The 20,461-nt window shown below is 72.3% G+C and carries 13 protein-coding genes and 1 pseudogene; 9 read left to right on the top strand and 5 right to left on the bottom strand.

Annotated elements, in window-relative coordinates:
* Positions 1-102 precede the first annotated feature (102 nt).
* Together OG534_RS07340 and OG534_RS07335 are read left to right on the top strand one after the other, a co-directional pair.
* Complete coding sequence (locus tag OG534_RS07340) at positions 103-3,873, top strand: S8 family peptidase (protein ID WP_326587267.1); 3,771 nt, start codon at positions 103-105, stop codon at positions 3,871-3,873.
* Positions 3,874-5,480: 1,607 nt separating this feature from the next.
* Positions 5,481-6,557 (top strand): protein phosphatase 2C domain-containing protein, encoded by a 1,077-nt coding sequence (locus OG534_RS07335; RefSeq protein ID WP_326587266.1) that lies wholly within the window; start codon positions 5,481-5,483, stop codon positions 6,555-6,557.
* Positions 6,558-6,653: 96 nt separating this feature from the next.
* On the opposite strand, the gene OG534_RS07330 is transcribed toward OG534_RS07335, so the two are convergent.
* Entirely contained in the window at positions 6,654-6,863 is a 210-nt protein-coding gene (locus OG534_RS07330) for a hypothetical protein (RefSeq protein WP_326587265.1), read from the bottom strand.
* 200 nt (positions 6,864-7,063) lie between these two features.
* Here OG534_RS07330 and OG534_RS07325 point away from each other — a divergent pair.
* Positions 7,064-7,910 (top strand): annotated as a pseudogene (locus OG534_RS07325) (thiamine pyrophosphate-dependent enzyme); the annotation flags it as partial.
* A gap of 195 nt (positions 7,911-8,105) precedes the next feature.
* Positions 8,106-8,498, top strand: a complete 393-nt coding sequence (locus OG534_RS07320; protein ID WP_326593513.1) for an ATP-binding protein — start codon at positions 8,106-8,108, stop codon at positions 8,496-8,498.
* Positions 8,499-8,542: 44 nt separating this feature from the next.
* On the opposite strand, the gene OG534_RS07315 is transcribed toward OG534_RS07320, so the two are convergent.
* Both OG534_RS07315 and OG534_RS07310 read right to left on the bottom strand, forming a co-directional pair.
* Positions 8,543-9,601 carry a DUF2637 domain-containing protein gene (locus OG534_RS07315; RefSeq protein ID WP_326587264.1) on the bottom strand — a complete coding sequence of 353 codons (1,059 nt, stop codon included), beginning with the start codon at positions 9,599-9,601 and terminating at the stop codon, positions 8,543-8,545.
* Between the two features lie 269 nt (positions 9,602-9,870).
* A complete protein-coding gene (locus tag OG534_RS07310) occupies positions 9,871-10,740 on the bottom strand; it encodes a (2Fe-2S)-binding protein (protein ID WP_326587263.1) in 870 nt (289 codons plus the stop codon).
* Between the two features lie 143 nt (positions 10,741-10,883).
* Here OG534_RS07310 and OG534_RS07305 point away from each other — a divergent pair, with 143 nt between their 5' ends.
* A complete protein-coding gene (locus OG534_RS07305) occupies positions 10,884-11,543 on the top strand; it encodes a GntR family transcriptional regulator (protein ID WP_326587262.1) in 660 nt (219 codons plus the stop codon).
* A gap of 221 nt (positions 11,544-11,764) precedes the next feature.
* Here OG534_RS07305 and OG534_RS07300 read toward each other — a convergent pair whose 3' ends face one another.
* Complete coding sequence (locus OG534_RS07300) at positions 11,765-12,541, bottom strand: hypothetical protein (protein WP_326593511.1); 777 nt, start codon at positions 12,539-12,541, stop codon at positions 11,765-11,767.
* A gap of 181 nt (positions 12,542-12,722) precedes the next feature.
* Complete coding sequence (locus OG534_RS07295; protein WP_326587261.1) at positions 12,723-14,402, bottom strand: PucR family transcriptional regulator; 1,680 nt, start codon at positions 14,400-14,402, stop codon at positions 12,723-12,725.
* 254 nt (positions 14,403-14,656) lie between these two features.
* On the opposite strand from OG534_RS07295, the gene OG534_RS07290 reads away from it, so the two are divergent.
* From OG534_RS07290 to OG534_RS07275, 4 genes are all read left to right on the top strand, one after another.
* A complete protein-coding gene (locus OG534_RS07290; RefSeq protein ID WP_326587260.1) occupies positions 14,657-15,553 on the top strand; it encodes an FAD binding domain-containing protein in 897 nt (298 codons plus the stop codon).
* A gap of 2 nt (positions 15,554-15,555) precedes the next feature.
* A complete protein-coding gene (locus OG534_RS07285; RefSeq protein ID WP_326587259.1) occupies positions 15,556-16,164 on the top strand; it encodes a (2Fe-2S)-binding protein in 609 nt (202 codons plus the stop codon).
* 2 nt (positions 16,165-16,166) lie between these two features.
* Entirely contained in the window at positions 16,167-18,572 is a 2,406-nt protein-coding gene (locus OG534_RS07280) for a xanthine dehydrogenase family protein molybdopterin-binding subunit (protein WP_326587258.1), read from the top strand.
* Between the two features lie 326 nt (positions 18,573-18,898).
* Positions 18,899-20,362, top strand: coding sequence for an NCS2 family permease (locus OG534_RS07275; RefSeq protein ID WP_326587257.1), 1,464 nt, complete (start codon positions 18,899-18,901; stop codon positions 20,360-20,362).
* Positions 20,363-20,461: the final 99 nt, after the last annotated feature.

Genomic DNA, 20,461 nt, shown 5'->3' with positions numbered 1-20,461 from the left:
GGTGGCGCCACCGCAGCACCAACATCCGCTGGCCAGAAGCCATTTACGCGGCAGCTTTGCCGTGCAATGCAGTGGTTGGCCGGAATTCACCTGGGGAGAGCGATGCGTCCGATATCGCGTACGGCGCTCGGGGCGGCCACCGCGGCCGTCCTGGCCGTCACCGCCGTCGGCCCGTCGACGGCGCAGCCGGCCGACGGAGCGCCTGGAACGGGAAACAGACCACTCGTCGGGAGCGAGGCGGCCGGAGAGCAGCCCACGGCACCCGTCACCGTCACCCTCGTCACGGGTGACCGGATCCTGGTCTCCACCGACGCGGCCGGCAGGACGGCCGCCACCGCGATGCCGCGCCCGGACGGCTCGCAGCCGCTCGTGCAGACGCGGCAGTCCGGCAAGGACCTGTACGTCTATCCCGAGGGCGCGGTCAAGGCACTCGCCGCGGGCAAGGCCGACCACGAGCTCTTCAACGTCACCGGCCTCGTCCGGCAGGGCTACGACGACGCGCACACCAAGAAGCTGCCGCTCATCGCGGTCTACGACGGTTCCGTGAACGTGGCGCGCAGCGCCCCGCCCGCGCCCCGCGGCGCCGACCGCGGCCTCGTCCTCGGCTCCATCGGCGCCGTCGCGCTCGCCGCCGACAAGGAACAGGCCGCCGCCTTCTGGGCCGACGTCACCGGTACGGACGCCCGCGCGCGCTCCGTCTCGGGCGGGCTGAAGAAGCTGTGGCTGGACGGCAAGGTCCAGGCGAACCTGGAGCGCTCCACGCAGCAGGTCGGCGCCCCCGCCGCCTGGGCCGCCGGATACGACGGCAAGGGCACCAAGGTCGCCGTCCTCGACACCGGCACCGACCTGGAGCACCCCGACCTCAAGGGCCGCGTCGGCGCGTCGAAGAACTTCACCGACTCCGACACCGACACCGACCGGCAGGGCCACGGCACCCACACCATCTCCACCGTCGGCGGCTCCGGCGCCGAGAGCGGCGGCGCCAAGAAGGGCGTGGCCCCCGGCGCCGAACTGCTCAGCGGCAAGGTGCTCAACGACGGGGGCTACGGCCTCGACTCGTGGATCATCGCCGGCATGGAATGGGCCGTCGCGTCCAAGGCCGACGTGGTCTCCATGAGCCTCGGCGACCCCTCCCAGACCGCCTGCGACGACCCGCTCGCCGCCGCCGCCGAACAGCTCTCCCGGCAGGGCCCGCTGTTCGTGATCGCCGCCGGCAACTCCGGCCCCGGCAACAACACGGTCTCCTCGCCCGGGTGCGCGGCGAGCGTGCTGACCGTCGGAGCCGTGGACCGCGACGACACCACGGCCGGCTTCTCCAGCCGCGGCCCGGCCGGTCTCCAGCACACCCTCAAGCCCGAGATCGCCGCCCCCGGCGTCGGGATCTCGGCCGCCGCCGCGGGCGGCCGCGGGGTGTACGCCTACCAGGGCATGTCCGGCACCTCGATGGCCACCCCGCACGTCGCGGGCGCCGCCGCCCTCGTCAAGCAGCGGCACCCCGACTGGACCTCCCAGCAGATCAAGGCCGCCCTCGTCGGCTCCGCGCAGACCAGGATCCCCGGGGACGTACGGGAGACCGGCGGCGGCCGCCTCGACGTGAAGGCCGCCCTCGACACCACCGTCACCGGCGCGCCCGCCGTCCAGGGCGGCACGTACAACTGGCCGCAGGACCGCAGCGACCGGACGACCGTCGAGGTCCCGTACACCAACCGGGGCACGAGCCCCGTCACGCTGAACCTCTCCGTCGGGAAGGTCACCGGCAACGACGGCTCGGCCGTCCGCAGCCAGGTCGCCCGCCTCGACCGGCGCACGGTGACCGTCCCGGCCGGCGCGACCGTCAAGGTGCCGCTCGCCCTCGACCCGGCCGCGAAGCTGGAGCGCTCCCAGTACGGGGACGTCACCGGCCGCGTCGTCGCCACGGCGAACGGCGTGCGCGTCTCCACCCCGTTCTCGCTCTACGTGGAACCCGAGACGGTGACCCTGCGCGTCAAGCTGGTCGACCGCGCGGGCAAGCCGGCCGCCGGACCCTCCTCCCTGGACGTGATCGGCACCGACGACGCCACCGGCGAGCGCCGCTTCAACGACGGCTCCGCGGACCAGGTCTACCGGGTGCGCCCGGGCGCGTACTTCCTCTCCGCCTTCGTCGGCACGCCCGACGCGGGGGAGGGCGCCGAGCTGATCGACTCCCTCACCTATCTCGGCCGCCCCCAGGTCGAGTTGAAGAAGGACACCACGATCGTGCTCGACGCCCGCAAGGCCGGGCGCCTGAACATCGAGGCCGACAAGCCGGTCGAGGCCCGCAACACCACCCTCGGCTTCGCTCGCAGCTGGGACGACGCCTGGCTGCACGCGGGCACGGCGGCGGGAGGCCGGACCATCCGCGGCTTCTACGCCTCCGTCGAAGGCCGCGCCAAGGACGGCGACTTCGAGTTCGGCAGCTACTGGAGGGCCGGCGCCCCGCTGATCTCCGAGCTGAAGGCCGTCGGCGGACCGGTCCTGCACCCGATCACCTCGTCCACCGGCAGCGACAACCTCGACGGAACCGGCAGCGCGCCGCTCGTGAACGCGGGCACCGGCACCCCCGAGGAGCTCGCCGCGGCCGGCGCCAAGGGCGCGATCGTCCTGGTGAAGGTGACCGACGGCGCCCTGTACGAGGTCGCGCAGAACGCGCAGGCCGCCGGCGCCAAGGCGTTGCTCGCCCACCGCGAGGCCCCCGGCCGCTGGGTCGGCTTCACCGGCTACGCGGGCGGCGCGCTGCCCGCCATGGCCATCGAGGCCGCCGAGGGCAAGGCGCTGCTGGACCGGCTGGCGGCGGGCAAGGTCACGCTGTCCTGGAAGGGCACGGCGAAGAGCCCGTACGTCTACTCCCTCGCCTTCCCCGAGAAGGGCGAGGTCAAGGGCGGCCACACCTACCGGGTGCGCGACCGCGACCTCGGCCAGGTCGAGTCCACCTACCACTCCATGGGCGTGGCGGCCGACTTCATCGACCTGGCCGGCGCCTACCGGCCGATCGGCGCCGCGGTCTACTTCGGCGGGATCGAGACCGTGGCCGCACCGGGCAGGCGGACCGAGTACTACACCGCCGGGGACACGGCCTGGGACCAGGTGCTCTCCAGCAGCTTCCCCTGGGGCGAGTTCATGACCGGCGAGCAGCGCACCCATGCCAAGGGACAGAAGAGCAGCGCCAGTTGGTACGACGGGGTGACCGGCCCGGTCGCGCCGCGCGACCTCGCGGGCCGGGAGACGCTGGCCGCCGAACGCCAGGGCAGCCTGATCGGCTTCGCCGCCGCCATGTGGGGCGACAGCCGGCACGCCGCACAGCCGGGCTCCTTCGGCGACATCGGCAACCTCCAGCTCAAGCGCGACGGCGAGGTCATCGGCGACAGCTGGTACCCGTTCGGGGTCTTCGAGATCCCGGCCGAGGAAGGCCGCTACGAACTGACCCAGAGCATCGAGAAGATCGGGCCGCCCGCCCGTGTCTGGCAGCGCTCCACATCGGTCCGGACGACCTGGGGCTTCACGTCGAAGCTCGACGCGTCGGCGTACTCGCAGGGGCTGCCGGTCCTCTTCCCGCGGTACGCGGCCCCGCTGGACGGGATGAAGACGGTCGCCGCGGCCGACGGCCTGAGCATCGGGCTGGACGCCACGGGGCACGCGGGCTACGCGCCGGGCGCGCTGACGTCGGCGAAGCTGTCGTACTCCTACGACGGTGAGCACTGGACGCAGGCGAAGGTGAGCGAGCGCGGGGGCCGGTGGTCCGCGGTCGTGGACCACGCCGGAGCCTCCGGCAAGCCGGTGTCGCTGCAGGTCGAACTGACCGACGCGAAGGGCGCCACGGTCACCCAGACGGTCGCGCGGGCGTACGACGTGCGCTGATCCGTACGGGTGAGCGGAAGGGGTCCACCGGGCGGCGGCCCGGTGGACCTACCCTTTTCGCGCAAACGGCGTTTAGGTCCCGGCCGGAGGCCGAGAATGAGGGCATGAGTCAGCAGGGCGCGGACGACTGGTGGCAGAAGCTCTACGAGGATCCGGACGCGGGGCCGGCACCCGATCCGGGAGACACCCTCGACCACCGGTTCCGATCGGCGGCGGGGGTCACGGCGGACCCGGCCGTGCCGGCTTCGCCGGAGCGGGAGCCGGGGCAAGGACGGGAGCCCGGACAGCGGGCCCCGGAGCGAGGCCCCCTCCCGGGCCCACGCCCGGCCCCGGACGCAGCCATGCCCGCCGGGCCGCCGCCCCCGGACGCGCCTCCGCCTGCCCGGCAGTCGCCTCCGGATGGCGGCCTGTTCGATCGGCCCCCGGCCCCGGACGCGGGTCTGCCTGGTGGCCGGCCGTCGTCTCCGGACGCGGGTCTGCCTGCCCAGCCGCCGGCTGCGGGTGTGCCGGGCCGGCCTCCGGCTCCGGACGCGGGTGCGGGTGCGGCGGATCGGCCGCCGGCTCCGGACGCGGGTGCGGCTGATCGGCCTCTGGTTCCGGACGCGGGCCTGTTCGGCCTGCCTCCGGCCCGGGATGGGGGCTTGCCAGCCCGGTCCCCGGCCCCGGATGGGGGCTTGCCTGGACAACCTCCGGCCGCAGACGGGGACTTGACCGGCCCGCCTCTGGCCCCGGATGGGAGCTTGTTCGGCCTGCCTCCGGCCCCGGGCTCGGGCTGGCCTCCCCGGCCCCCGGCTCCGGATGAGGGTCTGCTTGGCCAACCTCGGTTCCCGGCCGCGGGTCCGCCTGTCCGGTCCCCGGCCGCGGGTCCGCCTGTCCGGTCCCCGGCCGCGGGTGGGGGTTTGCCTGCCCGGCCGCCGGCTCCGGACGCGGGTCCGTTTGGTCGGCCTCCGGGCCGGGATGCGGGTGCGTCTGGGCAGCTGCCCGTCCCGGATGCGGGTCTGTCGGGGCGGCCTCCAAGCCCGGACGCGGGTTTGCCTGGCCGGCCCCCGGCCGTGGATGGGGGTTTGCCTGCCCGGCCGCCGGCTCCGGACGCGGGTCCGTTTGGTCGGCCTCCGGGCCGGGATGCGGGTGCGTCTGGGCAGCCGCCCGTCCCGGATGCGGGTCTGGCTGGTCAGTCCCAGGGCCCTGGCTCGCCTGGTCGGCCTCCGGCCCCGGGCTTGCCTGGCCAGCCTCCGGATGCGGGGCTGCCTGCCCGGCCCCCGGCCGGGGATGGGGGGTTGCCTGTCAATCCGCCGGTGCCTGATGCCGGTGTCTGGCCGCCGGGGCCGGACGTGGTTCGGCAGGAGTCCGTGCCGCCGCCGGGGGCGGTTCCGGTGCGGGACGGCGCACTCGGGGCCAAGGGAGCGGGGCAGCCGTTGCTTCCGGGGCCGCGCTCGGCTCCCGAGCCGGGGTCCCCGGCGGAAGTGCCGTTGCCCGGTGAGCGGTACGTGCCGCCCCCACCCCCGGCTCCGCCTCTGCCTCCGTCTCCGCCGGGCGGCGCAGCCCCGCGGGATCCCCGGACGGGCGGTGCCACCGGCTACGCGCTCGGCGGCGTCGAGGTGCCCCCGGTGTCCGGGTCGCCCGAGCTGCCGGCGTGGCGCTGGGAGGTGCCGCGCGAGGCGACCGCGCCCACCGAGGCGCCGCGGGCCGATGCGATGGCGCAGCCCCGGCGCGAACCCGGTCCTGCGCCCGTGCCCGGCCCCGGCCCGTCTTCCGGGCCGGCGGTGGCCGCACCTGCTGCCGCGGCACGGCCCGAGGTGCGGCACCTCGGTGACCGCGCTCCCACCTACGCCGCCGAACCGGGCGCCCTCCCGCCCGCCGACCCGGCCGCCCTCGGTGACCTGACCCCGGACACGGTCCTGGAGGGGGCCCGCTACGGCACATACACGCTGCGCGCCGCCTCCCTGCGCGGGGACTCCGCCCGCTTCCGCGGCGAGGCCCGCCGGGACTTCCTGCTCACCGCCCGCTTCGGAAGCGGCGACGACGCCCTGGTCCTGGTGGCCCTCGCCGGCGGGGACCGGGCCGCCCCCGGGGCCGCGGAGGCCGCCGCCGAGCTGTGCCGCACGGTCGCGGCGGCGGTCGGGCGGAGCCAGGAACGGTTGGCCGAGGACATCCGGGCCGGGCGCCGCGACGCCCTGCGCTCGGGCCTCCAGCGCCTGACCGACCGGGGCTACGGGCGACTGCGGGCCCGCGCCGCCGAGCTCGGGCTGGAGGAGGCGGCGTACACCGCGGGGCTGCGCGGGCTGCTGCTTCCGGTGGACCCGCAGTGCCGCACCCGCGTGTGCTTCGGCGCCGGCGCGGGCGGGCTGTTCCGGCTCCGGTCGGGCAGCTGGCAGGACCTGGAACACGCCGGGCCGCCCGGAGCCGGCGGCACCGGAACCGCCACCGACACCACCGGGCCGGCCGACGAGCCCGAGAGCGGATTCCGGTTCCGTGCCGCCGTGGCCCGGCCCGGGGACACCCTGCTCCTGTGCTCCGGCGGCCTCGCCGAGCCGATGAGGGAGGAGGCCGCGCTCCCGGCCGAGCTCGCCGCCCGCTGGGCCGAGCCGGAGCCGCCCGGCCTGGCGGCCTTCCTCGCGGACACCCAGCTCCGGCTCAAGGGGTACGCCGACGACCGCACCGCCGCCGCGGTCTGGGAGGCGTAACCGGCGGACCCGTGGCTGGATGGGAGGCACACGCGTCGGCAGCATGCTCGCGCGGGAGCGCCCCGCGGCGCGTGGCTGCGGGGCGCCCAGCGGGGGTTAGTCGACCATCTGGCCGTTGCCCGTGCCGCCCTTGCAGGTGTTGGTCGCCCAATCGACCGTTCCGCCGCCCTTCTCGCACTCACCCGGGGTGAGGCTTCCGGCGACGGCGGTGGTGGTGGCGGCGGTGGCGGTGGCGGCACCTGTGAGTCCGAGTCCGGCGAGGGCCGCCGTGGCGGTGACGGCGGCGAGAATTCGTCGAATGCGCATGTGGTTTCCCTTTCGCGGATTGCCTCGGTTGGGGCACTCATCAGTTTGATCTTCACCCATGTGGGTGGCGCGTTGGGTTACTCCATTCGGGTGACGACTGTCGAGAGTGGGTCACCGGCGACGCAGGGACGGATACCGGTGCCGCAACCCGCCGGAGAGGCCATGAGGGCCGTGCTCGCATTCACATACGCACGTATCGCCAGTACGGGAACCCCTACGACGTCGGCGTGAGCGGACTGCTCGGCTACGGCGCGGCCTACGAGGCCACCCACGAGTGCGACCTGCTGATGTGCTCGGCACGGACTTCCCGTACAACGCCTTCCTCCCCGACGACGTGAAGGCGTGGTGAAGGCCTACACGCGCAAGGTCGAGAAGCACACGCCGATCCACCCCGAGTACGTGGCGGCGGTCCTCGACGAACTGGCCGACGAGGACGCCGTGTTCACCGTCGACACCGGCATGTGCAATGTGTGGGCGGCACGCTATCTTTCCCCGAACGGCAAACGGCGCATCATCGGCTCCTTCAGCCACGGCTCCATGGCCAACGCCCTCCCGCAGGCCATCGGCGCACAGTTCACCGATCGGGGCCGTCAAGTGGTGTCGATGTCGGGTGACGGTGGTTTCTCGATGCTGATGGGAGATTTCCTCACCCTGGTGCAGTACGACCTGCCCGTCAAAGTGGTCCTGTTCAACAACTCATCCCTCGGGATGGTCGAGCTGGAGATGCTGGTTTCCGGCCTGCCCTCCTACGGGACGACGAACAAGAACCCCGACTTCGCCGCGATCGCCCGCGCGGCGGGCGCGTACGGGGTCCGCGTGGAGAAGCCCAAGCAGCTCACAGGGGCTTTGAAGGACGCTTTCCGCCACAGGGGGCCCGCTCTGGTGGACGTGGTGACCGACCCCAACGCCCTGTCGATTCCACCGAAGATCAGCGCCGAAATGGTGACCGGTTTTGCACTCTCCGCCAGCAAGATCGTGCTGGACGGCGGGGTGGGGCGGATGATCCAGATGGCTCGATCCAACCTGCGCAACGTGCCCCGCCCGTAAGCCCGCAGGAGTGCGGAACGGCCCGGGGGGCATGCATCCCGTAGACCAGTTCGAGAGCGTGGACACGGGAGGGACATCGCCGTGCGGGTGGGGGCGAAGACCGGGAAGCTGTGGGGAAGAGGGAGGCCGGTGCCGCGCGAACCGTCCGCCGGTGAGGACGGGGGAGCGGTGGACACGCTGCGGATCACCCGGAGCGTGCGCCGGGCCGACCTGAAGGCCGTGGGCGAAGTCCGCGGGGCACTACGGGAGTTGATGCGCCACCGGTGTCGGACCGACGCCGCGGAGGTGGCCGAGCTGCTGATCACCGAGCTCGTCACCAACGCCCTCGTCCACACCGACCGGGGCGCGGAGGTGTCCGCGAGTCTGGCCGCCACGAGGTTACGGGTGGAGGTCCGGGACTACGCCGCACGCAGGCCCCGGCCGTACGTACCGACCGCCGACGACGGTACGCACGGCCGGGGACTCGTGCTGGTGCAGGCACTCGCCGACGACTGGGGCGTGGACGCACTGGCCCTGGGCAGCGGCAAGGTCGTGTGGTTCGAGCTCGACGGGCACCGCGACCCGCAGTACGGCGCAGGGCCCGCCTGAGCAGGCGGGCCCTGCGGGGTTCGCGTTTCCCCGGATCGGAGCGGTCAGCCGAACTGCTGCTCCAGATCCTTCAGTTTGCGCTCCAGCGAGTCCAGCCGGGGAATGGTCTGGGTGTCGTCCTCGGCGGTGAGGTCCACCGTCCGGGTGCCGGTCACGTCAAAGGAGTCGGTGGGGTTGACGGCCTGCAGGGAGGGCCGGCGGCGAAGGGGCAGCTGTCCCGTTTCCGGTATGGCCGGCTCCGCGCCGACCGGCGCGGAGCCCGCTCCCTGGGTCAGTTCCGGGAGTTCGACCTGGCGGCCGCGTGACCGCCCGAACGCCCGGTTCTGCCGGCCCAGCGCCTTGATGCGCGCCCGGTCCAGCCGGTTCTGATCGCGCCTGCGGTGCCGGTCCTGTTCCCTCTCCTTCTTGTCCTCGCGCACCTCGTCCACGGCCTCGTCGAGCGTGCGCACCCCCTCCAGCAGCATGAGCGACCAGGCGCCGAAGGTCTCCCGGGGGGCCCGCAGCCAGCGGACCATCCGGATCTGCGGCAACGGCCGCGGGATCAGGCCCTGTTCGCGCAGCGCCGCCCGGCGGGTCTGCTTGAGGGCGCGGTCGAAGAGGACGGCCGCCGAGAGCGACATCCCGGCGAAGAACTGCGGGGCCCCGTCGTGGCCCAGGCCACGCGGGGCGTGCACCCAGTTGAACCACGCGGCCGCGCCCGCGAACAGCCAGACCAGCATGCGCGAGCCGAGGGCCGCGTCGCCGTGGCTGGCCTCGCGGACGGCGAGCACCGAGCAGAACATGGCGGCGCCGTCGAGGCCGAAGGGGACCAGGTACTCCCAGCCGCCGGAGAGGCTGAGGTTTTGCCGGCCGAAGCCGACCAGCCCGTGGAAGGACAGCGCGGCGGCGACCGCCGCGCAGCAGAAGAGCAGGACGTACGAGGCGGTTCCGTAGACGGCCTCCTTGCGACGCCGTCGCTCCTCGCTGCGCTCCCAGCTGTCGTCGGCCGCGGCCTTCTCGCTCTCGCGCTTGCCACGGGCCAGTACCGCAACTGCCGCAAGTACGCCCAGGATCAGCAGGCTGCCGGGCAGCAGCCAGTCCAGCGATATGTCGGTCAGTCTCATGCGGATGTCCCTTGCCTCGCGTCTGCGGCCGTGCGGCTTTCCGGGCGCCATAGTGGCGTAGCCGGTGAGCCGTGCATGCGGGTTTCGGGGCAAGTGGACGCCATCGGGGGGCGGGGACCGCCGGATAGGGTGTTGTATCTCGAACTGGCGCCCGTGTGCGCCGAGTTGTGTTCGATTACGGCCACCCCTGGGGGTGGGTTAGTGCCGGGATCACGCTCAGTAGCGGGCGTCGGGCCCCGTCCGGCGGGACACCCTTGGGCGGCCGGTGGTCACGAGGCGGCGGCGGAGGCCTCCGCCAGCCGGGCGACGCGGTCCGCGTCGCAGGTCCGGGGACAGGTGACACAGGTGTCCTCGGGCCTGATCGTGTAGAAGAAGCAGCAGCTGGCCCGGTCCCGGGTGGGCAGCTCGCCGCCGTCGGGCCCCGTGAGCGTACGGAACCCCGCGCCCCCGGTGTACGGGGCGGTCGAGCCGGGCAGGAGCGCCTCCAGCTCGGCCATCGCCCGGTGCTCCTCGCCGAGCAGGTTGCCGATGTACCAGAGGCTCTCGACGACCTCGTCGGTCACCATGCCCCACAGGGCGCGGCGGCCGCGCCGCATGCGCGGGCCGAAACCTTCCAGCACGGGTCCGAGGTGCTGGGCCACCGCAGCCCGCACCTCACCGCGCAGCGCCTCCTCGTCGGGCACGACACGGGCCCCGGGGAGAGCGGCCGCCGGGTCGTCCGGCAGGCAGGCGAAGCTTTCGACGTGCACGGCCATCCGGCCGAGGGTCCGGTGGAAGGTCACCTCCGCGACCGGGAGCCGGGGGACCCGCCGGTGCAGGAACCACGGGAGGGTGATCAGGAGACAGGCCGGCCACGCGTACCGGTGCAGGCCGAAGCTCGCGATCACATCGGGGCGCGCCTGGGTCCCGTAGTCCCTCAGGACCTGGGCGTTGTCCCAGGCCAGAAAGGCGTCCAGAGCCGGCCCGCCGGCCGCGAGCTCGTCCGCGCCGACCCATCCCACACCGCGAGGGACGGGTTCGTGCGCGGCTCGCTCGACGACGCGGAGCCCGCCGTACGCTTCGGCCAGCCGGGCGTACGCATCCGCCACCGCAGAGCCGGGCGGGGCGGAGGTGACGGCCGGGAGGGTCGAGACGGTCATGGCGGACCACCGAATCACGCGATCGTTAACAGGTTAGCCTTACCTTACCCGATCTTCGCCGAAACGTATCCTCACACTCCGTGCCGCGCCCCGTCACCTATTCTCAGGACGGCAGGACAGGCCGATACCCGGAGGAGGACCGAGTGCACGAAACGGCCCACGCCCGGGTACCGGCACAAAGACGGAAGGTGTTGCGCCATTCGGTGCGCGGTCAGGTCCTCGACGCGCTGCGCGCGGCGCTGGTCGACGGCGAGCTGGTGCCGGGGGAGATCTACTCGGGCCCGGCGCTGGGGGAGCGCTTCGGGGTCTCCGCGACCCCCGTGCGCGAGGCCATGCAGCAACTGGCCGTGGAGGGGGCGGTGGAATGCCTCCCGAACCGGGGCTTCCGCGTTCTGTCGCGCACCCCGAAGGAGCTGGCCGAGCTGGCCGAGGTCCGGGCGCTCCTCGAAGTCCCCGTGATGCTCCGGCTGGCCCGTACGCTGCCCGCGGACGCCTGGGAGGACCTGCGCCCGGCGGCCGCCGCCACGGCGGAGGCGGCTGCGGCGGGCGACCTGCCGGGCTATGCGGAGGCGGACCGGGCGTTTCACCGGGCGGTGCTGCGGCTGGCCGGCAACGACCAGCTGGTGCAGGTGGCCGAGGAGCTGCACCGTCGTGCGCAGTGGCCCCTGCCGGGTGCTCCGCGGGTGCGGCGGGCCGATCTCGTCGCCGATGCGGCGGAGCATTCGGCGTTGCTGGAGGCGCTGATCGCGCGCGACCTCCCGGTGGTCGAGTCCCTGGTCCGCGAACACTTCGCGGGCTCCTGACCCCCGGGCCCCGGCCCGCACCCCCAACGGCGCTCCGCGCCCGCGCCTCAATCGCCGGCGGGGCTGGATTGTGCCCGGCGTCGGCCCAGAAGTGGGCGTAGCCGCAGCCACATCCAGCCCCTCCGGCGTTTGAGGAGCGGGGTGCGGGGCGGAGCCCCGGCATCTTCAGCCTCGCCGGCGTTTGAGGCGCGGGCGCGGAGCGCCGTGTAGTTGACCGGGGGCTACGCCGCAGGCGAAGGGGCCGGTTGGAGTTGGTCCGCCAGCCAGGTGGGGATGCCGCCCAGCAGATGGAACAGGCGGCGGGCCTCCGCGCGCAGGCGGGCGGCCTCCGGTTCCGGCTCGGCCTCGGCCAGCGCGGCCAGCGCCGGCGCCGTGCCGATCAGGAAGCCCAGGTCCTCCCGGATCCGCAGGGACTCCGCGAAGCCCTTGCGGGCCTCCGCCACCTCGCCGTCCCGCAGGGCCAGCGCGGCCAGGTGCCGCCACGTGAAGGACAGCAGCAGGGTGTCCCCGTGGGCCTCGGCCCCGGCGTGGGCCCGGTGGTACGCCGGCCGGGCCGACTGCGGGGCGTCCGCGAGGTGCTCGGCGACGAGCCCGCGGCGGAAGTCCAGCAGCGGGCGGGTCCGGGACCCCGGCGACAGCAGGGCCGCCGCCCGCCCCAGCGCGGACCGGGCCTCGTCGGCCCGGTCCCGTACGCCGAGCACGGTGGCGGCGTACGCCAGCTGGCCCCGCTCGCACGCGGCCGCGCCCCGGTCGTCGTCGTCCTGCGCGAGCGCCTCGGCGGTCCGCAGCGCCTCCTCGGCCTCGGCCCAGCCCTGGCCCGTGAACAGGCACCGCTCGACCAGCAGCGCGGTCCGCTGCACGGCCGCCGCGGCGTTGCCTTCCTTGCCGACGTGCGGCGTCAACAGCGCCGCCGCGTCGGTCCAACAGCCGCGCGAACGCAGCCGCCATATCGCCCGCTGGAGGGGGTCGTCCCCTCCGGTTGTTCCGGCACCCGACATGGCGGTATCCGCCACATTGCCCTCCCCAAAGCAACCAAGCAGCACATCGTTGAGCCCTGGGGCGAAATGAGAGCACGGATCGGAGGCTCGGCCAAGGGGTCGGGTGAACTCTTTCACAAAGTCCGGACGGATCATCAGCCGTCCCGCAGGTCGGACGCCTCCGGCCGCGGGACGGATCTTCTCAGCTCATGCGCAGTGCCAGGAAGAAGTCGAGCTTGTCCTCCAGCCGGGACAGGTCCCGCCCCGTCAACTGCTCGATCCGGCCGACGCGGTAGCGCAGCGTGTTGACGTGCAGGTGCAACCGCGTCGCGCAGCGCGTCCACGAACCGTCGCAGTCCAGGAAGGCCTCCAGCGTCGGGATGAGCTCCGCGCGGTGGCGCCGGTCGTAGTCCCGCAGCGGGTCCAGCAGCCGGGCCGTGAAGGCGCGGCGCACGTCGTCCGGCACGAACGGCAGCAGCAGCACGTGCGAGGCCAGCTCGTGGTGGCCCGCCGCGCAGACCCGGCCCGGGCGCGCCGCGGCCACCCGGCGGGCGTGCCGGGCCTCCTCCAGTGCCCCGCGCAGCCCCTCGGCGGAGTGCACGGCCGCGCTGACGCCCAGGGTGATCCGGCCGTCGCCGGCCAGGCCGGCCGCCAGGGGGTCCCGTACGGTCGCGAGCAGCTCGTCGGCGTGCAGGGCCGAGTCCGGGCCCTTGTCCTCCCCGGCGTCCCCGGACAGCGAGGGCAGCGGGACGAGCGCGATGGCCTCGTCACCCGCATGGGCGACGGCGATCCGGTCCGAGGGCTCGGGCCCCGAGACCGACGGGTCGACGAGAATCTCCTCCAGCAGCGACTGGGCCACCGGGCCGCCGGGGATGTCCCCGCCGTCCCAGTCCACCCGGGCCACGACGACCTGCCAGTGCGGGGCGGCGCCCAGCCCGGGCAGCAGTACGGGGGCCGCCACCCGCAGGCGGGCGGCGATCTCGGCGGGCGCGGCACCCGTCTGGACAAGTTCGAGGACCTCCTGTGCGAGGCGGCGGCGCACGGTGCGGGCCGCGTCGCGCCGGTCCCGCTCCACGGCGATCAGCTGGGTGACGCCCTGCAGCAGGTCCAGGCGCTCGGCGGGCCAGTCGCCGGCGTCCGCCTCGACGGCCAGCAGCCAGTCCGAGAGCACGGTCTCGCGCACGTCACGGGCCGCCGGACCGGCGGCGCCGCGCCCGTGTCCCCTGATCGGGAAGAGCGAGTAGGTAATACCCTGGATGGAGATCCGGTGCGGTCCCCTACGGCCCGTCCGGACCGCCGCAAGGTGCTCGCTCGCCAGTGCTGCGCACACGCCCGGCGCCAGCGGCTCGCCCGCCCCGGCGATCTGCCGGCCCGTGGGGGACAGCACCCAGGCCCGGAGATCGAGGTCGGTGGTGAGCAGATCCAGCACCACGTCGGGGCCGCCGCCGGCCGGACCCGAGGTCATCAGGCGGCGATGGCGGTCCACGACGGCCGCGAGGTCCCCGGCGCGCTCGCCCGAGACCTGCCGTACGACGTACTCGGTGATCGTGGCGAATGCAACGTCTTCGTTCACCGCGAACAGCGGCAGCCGGTTGCGCACACAGGCCGATACGAGATCGTCCGGGATGGCGCCCAGCTCGGCCTCGCCCGCGGCGAGCCCCGCGACGCCGGCGCTCGCGAGGATTCGTACGAACGGCTCGGAGTCGGCTGAATTTCGTCTCCATGCCAGGCCAGTCAGGACGAGTTCACCCCCGGACAGGTACCGGCTGGGATCACGTAGGTCGGTGGTCATGACCCCGCGGACCGTCCGGTCGAGTTCTTCCTCGCCGCCGAGCAGCCGCAGCCCCAGCACCTCGGTTTCCAGCAGTGCACGCAGCCGCATGATGTCGCCGCCGATCTGTCTCGAATGTTGCCGTTGGAAATCGGGCAGGTCGTCGCATCCTGCCTTTCATACGAATCTACAAGACGAGGGAGGTCGTCAGCCAACTCCTTCATGGTTTCGGTGACTGCACCCGGGGGATAGGCGGCCGGTGTACTGAGTCCACACCGCGTTAACAGCACGTGAACGACCAGTCGAGGGCCTGTAGGCCTCCTGGCTTGAAGTGAACGACACGATGAAGAAGAAGAGAGCCGCACATGGACTTCCTTCGCCCCGCCAGCTGGGAGGAGGCGCTCGCCGCTAAGGCCGAGTTCCCCACAGCTGTGCCGATTGCGGGTGGCACCGATGTGATGGTCGAGATCAACTTCGACCACCGTCGGCCGGAGTACCTCCTGGACCTGAACCGCATCGGTCTCCTGCGGGAGTGGGAGGTCGGCGAGGACGTGGTTCGTCTGGGCGCCTCCGTCCCGTACACGCAGATCATGGAGAACCTCCGCACGGAGCTCCCGGGTCTCGCGCTCGCCTCGCACACGGTCGCGTCCCCGCAGATCCGCAACCGCGGCGGCGTCGGCGGCAACCTCGGTTGCGCCTCGCCGGCCGGTGACTCCCACCCCGCGCTGCTCGCGGCGGGCGCCGAGGTCGAGGTGGAGTCCGTACGCGGCTCTCGCCTGATCCCGATCGACGAGTTCTACACCGGCGTGAAGCGCAACGCGCTCGCCGCCGACGAGCTCATCAAGACCGTCCACGTCAAGAAGGCGGACGGCCCCCAGCAGTACTCCAAGGTCGGCTCCCGCAACGCGATGGTCATCGCGGTCTGCGCGTTCGGTCTGGCGCTGCACCCGGAGACCCGCACGGTCCGCACCGGCATCGGTTCGGCCGCGCCGACCCCGATCCGTGCGAAGGCCGCCGAGGAGTTCCTGAACGCCGCGCTCGAAGAGGGCGGCTTCTGGGAGTCCGGCAAGGTCATCACCCCGTCGATCGCCAAGCAGTTCGGTGACCTCGCCTCCGGCGCGGCCAACCCGATCGACGACGTCCGCGGCACGGCGAAGTACCGCCGTCACGCGGTTGGCATCATGGCTCGCCGCCAGCTCGTCTGGACCTGGGAGCAGTACCGCGGTACCGGCAACGGCCGCTCGCTTGAAGGGGCTGCGTAATCATGCGCGTCAATTTCACTGTCAACGGCCGTCAGCAGGAAGCCGACGACGTGTGGGAGGGCGAGTCCCTTCTCTACGTCCTGCGCGAGCGCCTGGGCCTGCCGGGTTCGAAGAACGCCTGTGAGCAGGGCGAGTGCGGTTCCTGCACCGTCCGCCTCGACGGCGTGCCCGTCTGTTCCTGTCTCGTCGCCGCCGGCCAGGTCGAGGGCCGCGACGTCGTGACCGTCGAGGGCCTGGCGGAGTTCGCCAAGCAGCGCGAGGAGCACGGCCACGGCGGTGCCTGCGGCACCGGCGGCGGCTGCGGCAGCAAGGGCGGCGTCTCCCTTGACGCGGCCAAGCAGTGGCAGGCGAAGCCGGGCGACTCGCAGACCGGCGAGGGCGTCGAGCTCTCCAACATCCAGCAGGCGTTCATCGACGCCGGCGCCGTCCAGTGCGGTTTCTGCACCCCGGGCCTCCTGGTCCAGGCCGACGCGCTGCTGGAGGAGAACTCCTCCCCGTCCGACCAGGACATCCGTGAGGCCCTGTCCGGCAACCTCTGCCGCTGCACGGGCTACGAGAAGATCCTCGACGCGGTCCGCCTCGCGGCCGCCCGTCAGGGAGAGGCGGTCTGACCATGGCTCAGAACACGCGCACGGTTCCGGCGGGTACGCCGACCAACGTCACGCAGAACCACAACAAGGGCGGCATCGGCGAGTCCACGCTGCGCCCGGACGGCACCCTCAAGGTCACCGGCGAGTTCGCCTACTCCTCGGACATGTGGCACGAGGACATGCTGTGGGGCCAGACCCTGCGCAGCACCGTCGCCCACGCCGAGATCGTCTCCATCGACATATCCGAGGCGCTCGCCATGCCCGGCGTGTACTCGGTGCTGACGTACGACGACCTGCCGGCCGAGATGAAGAACTACGGCCTCGAGATCCAGGACACCCCGGTTCTCGCCAACGGCCGGGTACGTCACCACGGTGAGCCGGTCGCCCTCGTGGCCGCCGACCACCCGGAGACCGCCCGCCGCGCGGCCGCCAAGATCAAGATCGACTACCGTGAGCTGCCGCTCGTCACGGACGAGGCCTCCGCCCTCGCCGAGGGCGCGCCGCTGATCCACGAGGGCCGCGACGACCACCACATCGGTCACGTCCCGCACCCGAACATCGTGCACCGCCAGCCGATCATCCGCGGCAACGTGGAAGAGGCCCGCAAGCGCGCCGACGTCATCGTCGAGGGCGAGTACACCTTCGGCATGCAGGACCAGGCCTTCCTCGGCCCGGAGTCCGGCCTGGCCGTGCCGTCCGAGGACGGCGGCGTCGAGCTGTACGTCGCCACCCAGTGGCTGCACTCGGACCTCCAGCAGATCGCCCCGGTCCTCGGCCTCCCGCCGGAGAAGGTCCGCATGACGCTCTCCGGCGTCGGCGGTGCCTTCGGTGGCCGCGAGGACATCTCGATGCAGATCCACGCCTGCCTCCTGGCCCTGGCCACGAACAAGCCGGTCAAGATCGTCTACAACCGCTTCGAGTCGTTCTTCGGCCACGTGCACCGTCACCCGGCGAAGCTCTACTACGAGCACGGCGCCACCAAGGACGGCAAGCTCACGCACATGAAGTGCAAGATCGTCCTGGACGGCGGCGCGTACGCGTCCGCTTCCCCGGCGGTCGTGGGCAACGCCTCCTCCCTCTCGGTGGGTCCGTACGTCCTGGAGGACGTGGACATCGAGGCGATCGCGCTCTACACGAACAACCCGCCCTGCGGCGCGATGCGCGGCTTCGGCGCCGTCCAGGCCTGCTTCGCGTACGAGGCCCAGATGGACAAGCTCGCGGCGAAGCTGGGCATGGACCCGGTCGAGTTCCGCCAGCTGAACGCCATGGAGATGGGCACGGTCATGCCGACCGGCCAGGTCGTGGACGCGCCGGCGCCCGTCGCCGAGCTGCTGCGCCGGGTCAAGTCCCGCCCGCTGCCGCCGGAGCGCCAGTGGGAGAGCGCCGGCGAGAACGCGGACGTCCGCGCGCTGCCCGGCGGTCTGTCCAACACCACCCATGGCGAAGGCGTCGTCCGCGGCGTCGGCTACGCGGTCGGCATCAAGAACGTCGGCTTCTCCGAGGGCTTCGACGACTACTCGACCGCCCGTGTGCGCCTCGAGGTCATCAACGGCGAGCCCGTCGCGATGGTCCACACGGCCATGGCGGAGGTCGGCCAGGGCGGCATCACCGTCCACGCGCAGATCGCCCGCACCGAGCTGGGTGTCACGCAGGTGACCATCCACCCGGCCGACACGCAGGTCGGCTCCGCCGGTTCCACGTCCGCCTCGCGGCAGACGTACATGACCGGTGGCGCCGTGAAGAACACCTGTGAGGCCGTCCGCGAGGCCGTCCTGGAGATCGGGCGCCGCAAGAACGGCTCCTACCACCCGGCGTGGGCCACCGCCGAGCTGCTGCTCGAGGGCGGCAAGGTCGTCACCGACGGCGGCGAGGTCCTCGCGGACCTGGCCGACATCCTCGAGGGCGAGGACGCGATCGACCTGGAGCTGGAGTACCGGCACCACCCGACCGTCCCGTTCGACCTGGTCACCGGCCAAGGCAACGGCCACGTCCAGTACACCTTCGCCGCGCACCGCGCGGTCGTCGAGGTGGACACCGAGCTCGGCCTCGTCAAGGTCGTCGAGCTGGCGACCGCGCAGGACGTCGGCAAGGCGCTCAACATGCTTTCCGTGGTGGGCCAGATCCAGGGTGGAACCACCCAGGGTCTCGGCGTGGCGATCATGGAAGAGATCATCGTGGACCCGAAGACCGCGAAGGTGCGCAACCCCTCCTTCACGGACTACCTGATCCCGACCATCCTGGACACCCCGACCATCCCGGTCGACGTCCTGGAGCTCGCCGACCCGAAGGCGCCCTACGGCCTTCGCGGTATGGGCGAGGCCCCGACCCTCTCGTCCACCCCGGCCGTCCTCGCGGCGATCCGGCAGGCGACGGGTCTGGAGCTCAACAAGACGCCGATCCGTCCGGAAGCCCTTACCGGGACCCTCTAGGACGGCGTGGTCCGGGGGCCGCGAGGCCCCCGGACCCCCACAGACTCTCCGGGCGGTGTGACTCGGGAACGTCACACTTCACCGCACACCGCCCGGAGTACATACGAAGCACCGCACCGCTCGCGGTCCCTTCACCTGGCAGTACCCCTGCAAGAACCCCCACGTAGTACCAGCGGTCACCCCCGCACTACCCGCAGTACACGCAGTGAACATTTCGCGTCGCCTCGGGCCGTCACCCCGGGTCGTGCAGCCAAACGCACCATCCCAAATCCCGCAATCTCCAATCCCCACGCGGGTGCCCCTTTGAACCTTGGGAGTTAGGCACCATGACCCAATCGTCTGTGGAGCCCAAGACCACCGCGGAAGAGGCCGGCGACGGCTCTCGCAACCCCGCCGGTCGTTCTTGGCTCGACCGCTACTTTCACATCACGCACAGAGGCTCCAACGTCGGCAACGAGGTCCGTGGCGGTATCACGACCTTCATGGCCATGGCGTACATCCTCTTGCTCAACCCCCTGCTCCTCTCGGGCAAGGACGTCGCGGGCACCGTGATGGACGGATCGGCGATCATCACCGCCACCGCCTTCGCCGCGGCCGTCACCACGCTCCTCATGGGCTTCGTCGGCAAGGTCCCGCTGGCCCTCGCCGCAGGCCTTTCCGTTTCCGGTGTGCTCGCCTCGCAGGTGGCCCCGCAGATGACCTGGCCGCAGGCCATGGGCATGTGCGTGGTCTACGGCGTCGTGATCTGTCTCCTGGTCGTCACCGGCCTCCGAGAGATGATCATGAACGCGATCCCCCTCGCGCTCAAGCACGCCATCACCATGGGCATCGGCCTCTTCGTCGCCCTGATCGGCTTCGTGAAGGCCGGCTTCGTCGGCAACGGCGGGGAGTTCATGCCCCCCGTCCAGCTCGGCGCGACCGGTGAGCTGTCCGGCTGGCCCGTGCTGCTCTTCGCCATCACCCTGATCGCGATCTTCATGCTCCAGGCCCGCAAGGTGCCCGGCTCGATCCTGATCGGCATCGTCGGCGGCACCATCCTCGCCGCGATCCTCAACGCCATCGTGGACATCGACCCGAAGGCCTGGAAGAACGGTCCGCCGGAGCTCGACGGCTCCGCGGTCTCGATGCCGGACTTCTCGCTCTTCGGCGACGTCTCCTTCGGCGGCTGGGGCGACGTCGGCTACATGACGGTCGGCATGATCGTCTTCACGCTGGTGCTCGCCGGCTTCTTCGACGCCATGGCGACCATCATCGGTGTCGGCACCGAGGCCAAGCTGGCCGACGACAAGGGCCGCATGCCGGGTCTGTCCAAGGCCCTGTTCATCGACGGCGCCGGTGGCGCCATCGGTGGCGTCGCGGGTGGCTCCGGCCAGACCGTGTTCGTCGAGTCCGCGACCGGCGTCGGTGAGGGAGCCCGCACGGGTCTCGCCTCCGTCGTCACCGGTCTGTTCTTCGCCGCCTGCCTCTTCTTCACCCCGATCACCCAGATCGTCCCGGGTGAGGTCGCCTCCGCCGCCCTGGTCGTCATCGGCGCGATGATGATGCAGAACGCCCGCCACGTGGACTGGTCCGACAGCGCGACCGCGATCCCGGTCTTCCTGACCGTCGTGATCATGCCGTTCACCTACTCGATCACCGCAGGTGTCGCCGCCGGCGTCATCTCCTACGTCGCCATCAAGATCGCTCAGGGCAAGGCCCGTGAGATCGGCGGCTTCATGTGGGCGCTGACCGGGATCTTCCTGGTCTTCTTCGCCCTCCACCCGATCGAGGGCTGGCTCGGGGTCGGCTGACCAGGCCGTACCTGATCCGTACCGCTTGATCCGTACCGCCTGATCCGTACGAACAAAACCGCACCCTCCACGTATCCGATACTGGAAATCGAACCTCTC

Source organism: Streptomyces sp. NBC_01294 (genome assembly GCF_035917235.1).
GTDB classification, from domain to species: Bacteria; Actinomycetota; Actinomycetes; order Streptomycetales; family Streptomycetaceae; genus Streptomyces; species Streptomyces caledonius.
This window is presented reverse-complemented; position numbering and strand designations above follow the sequence as displayed.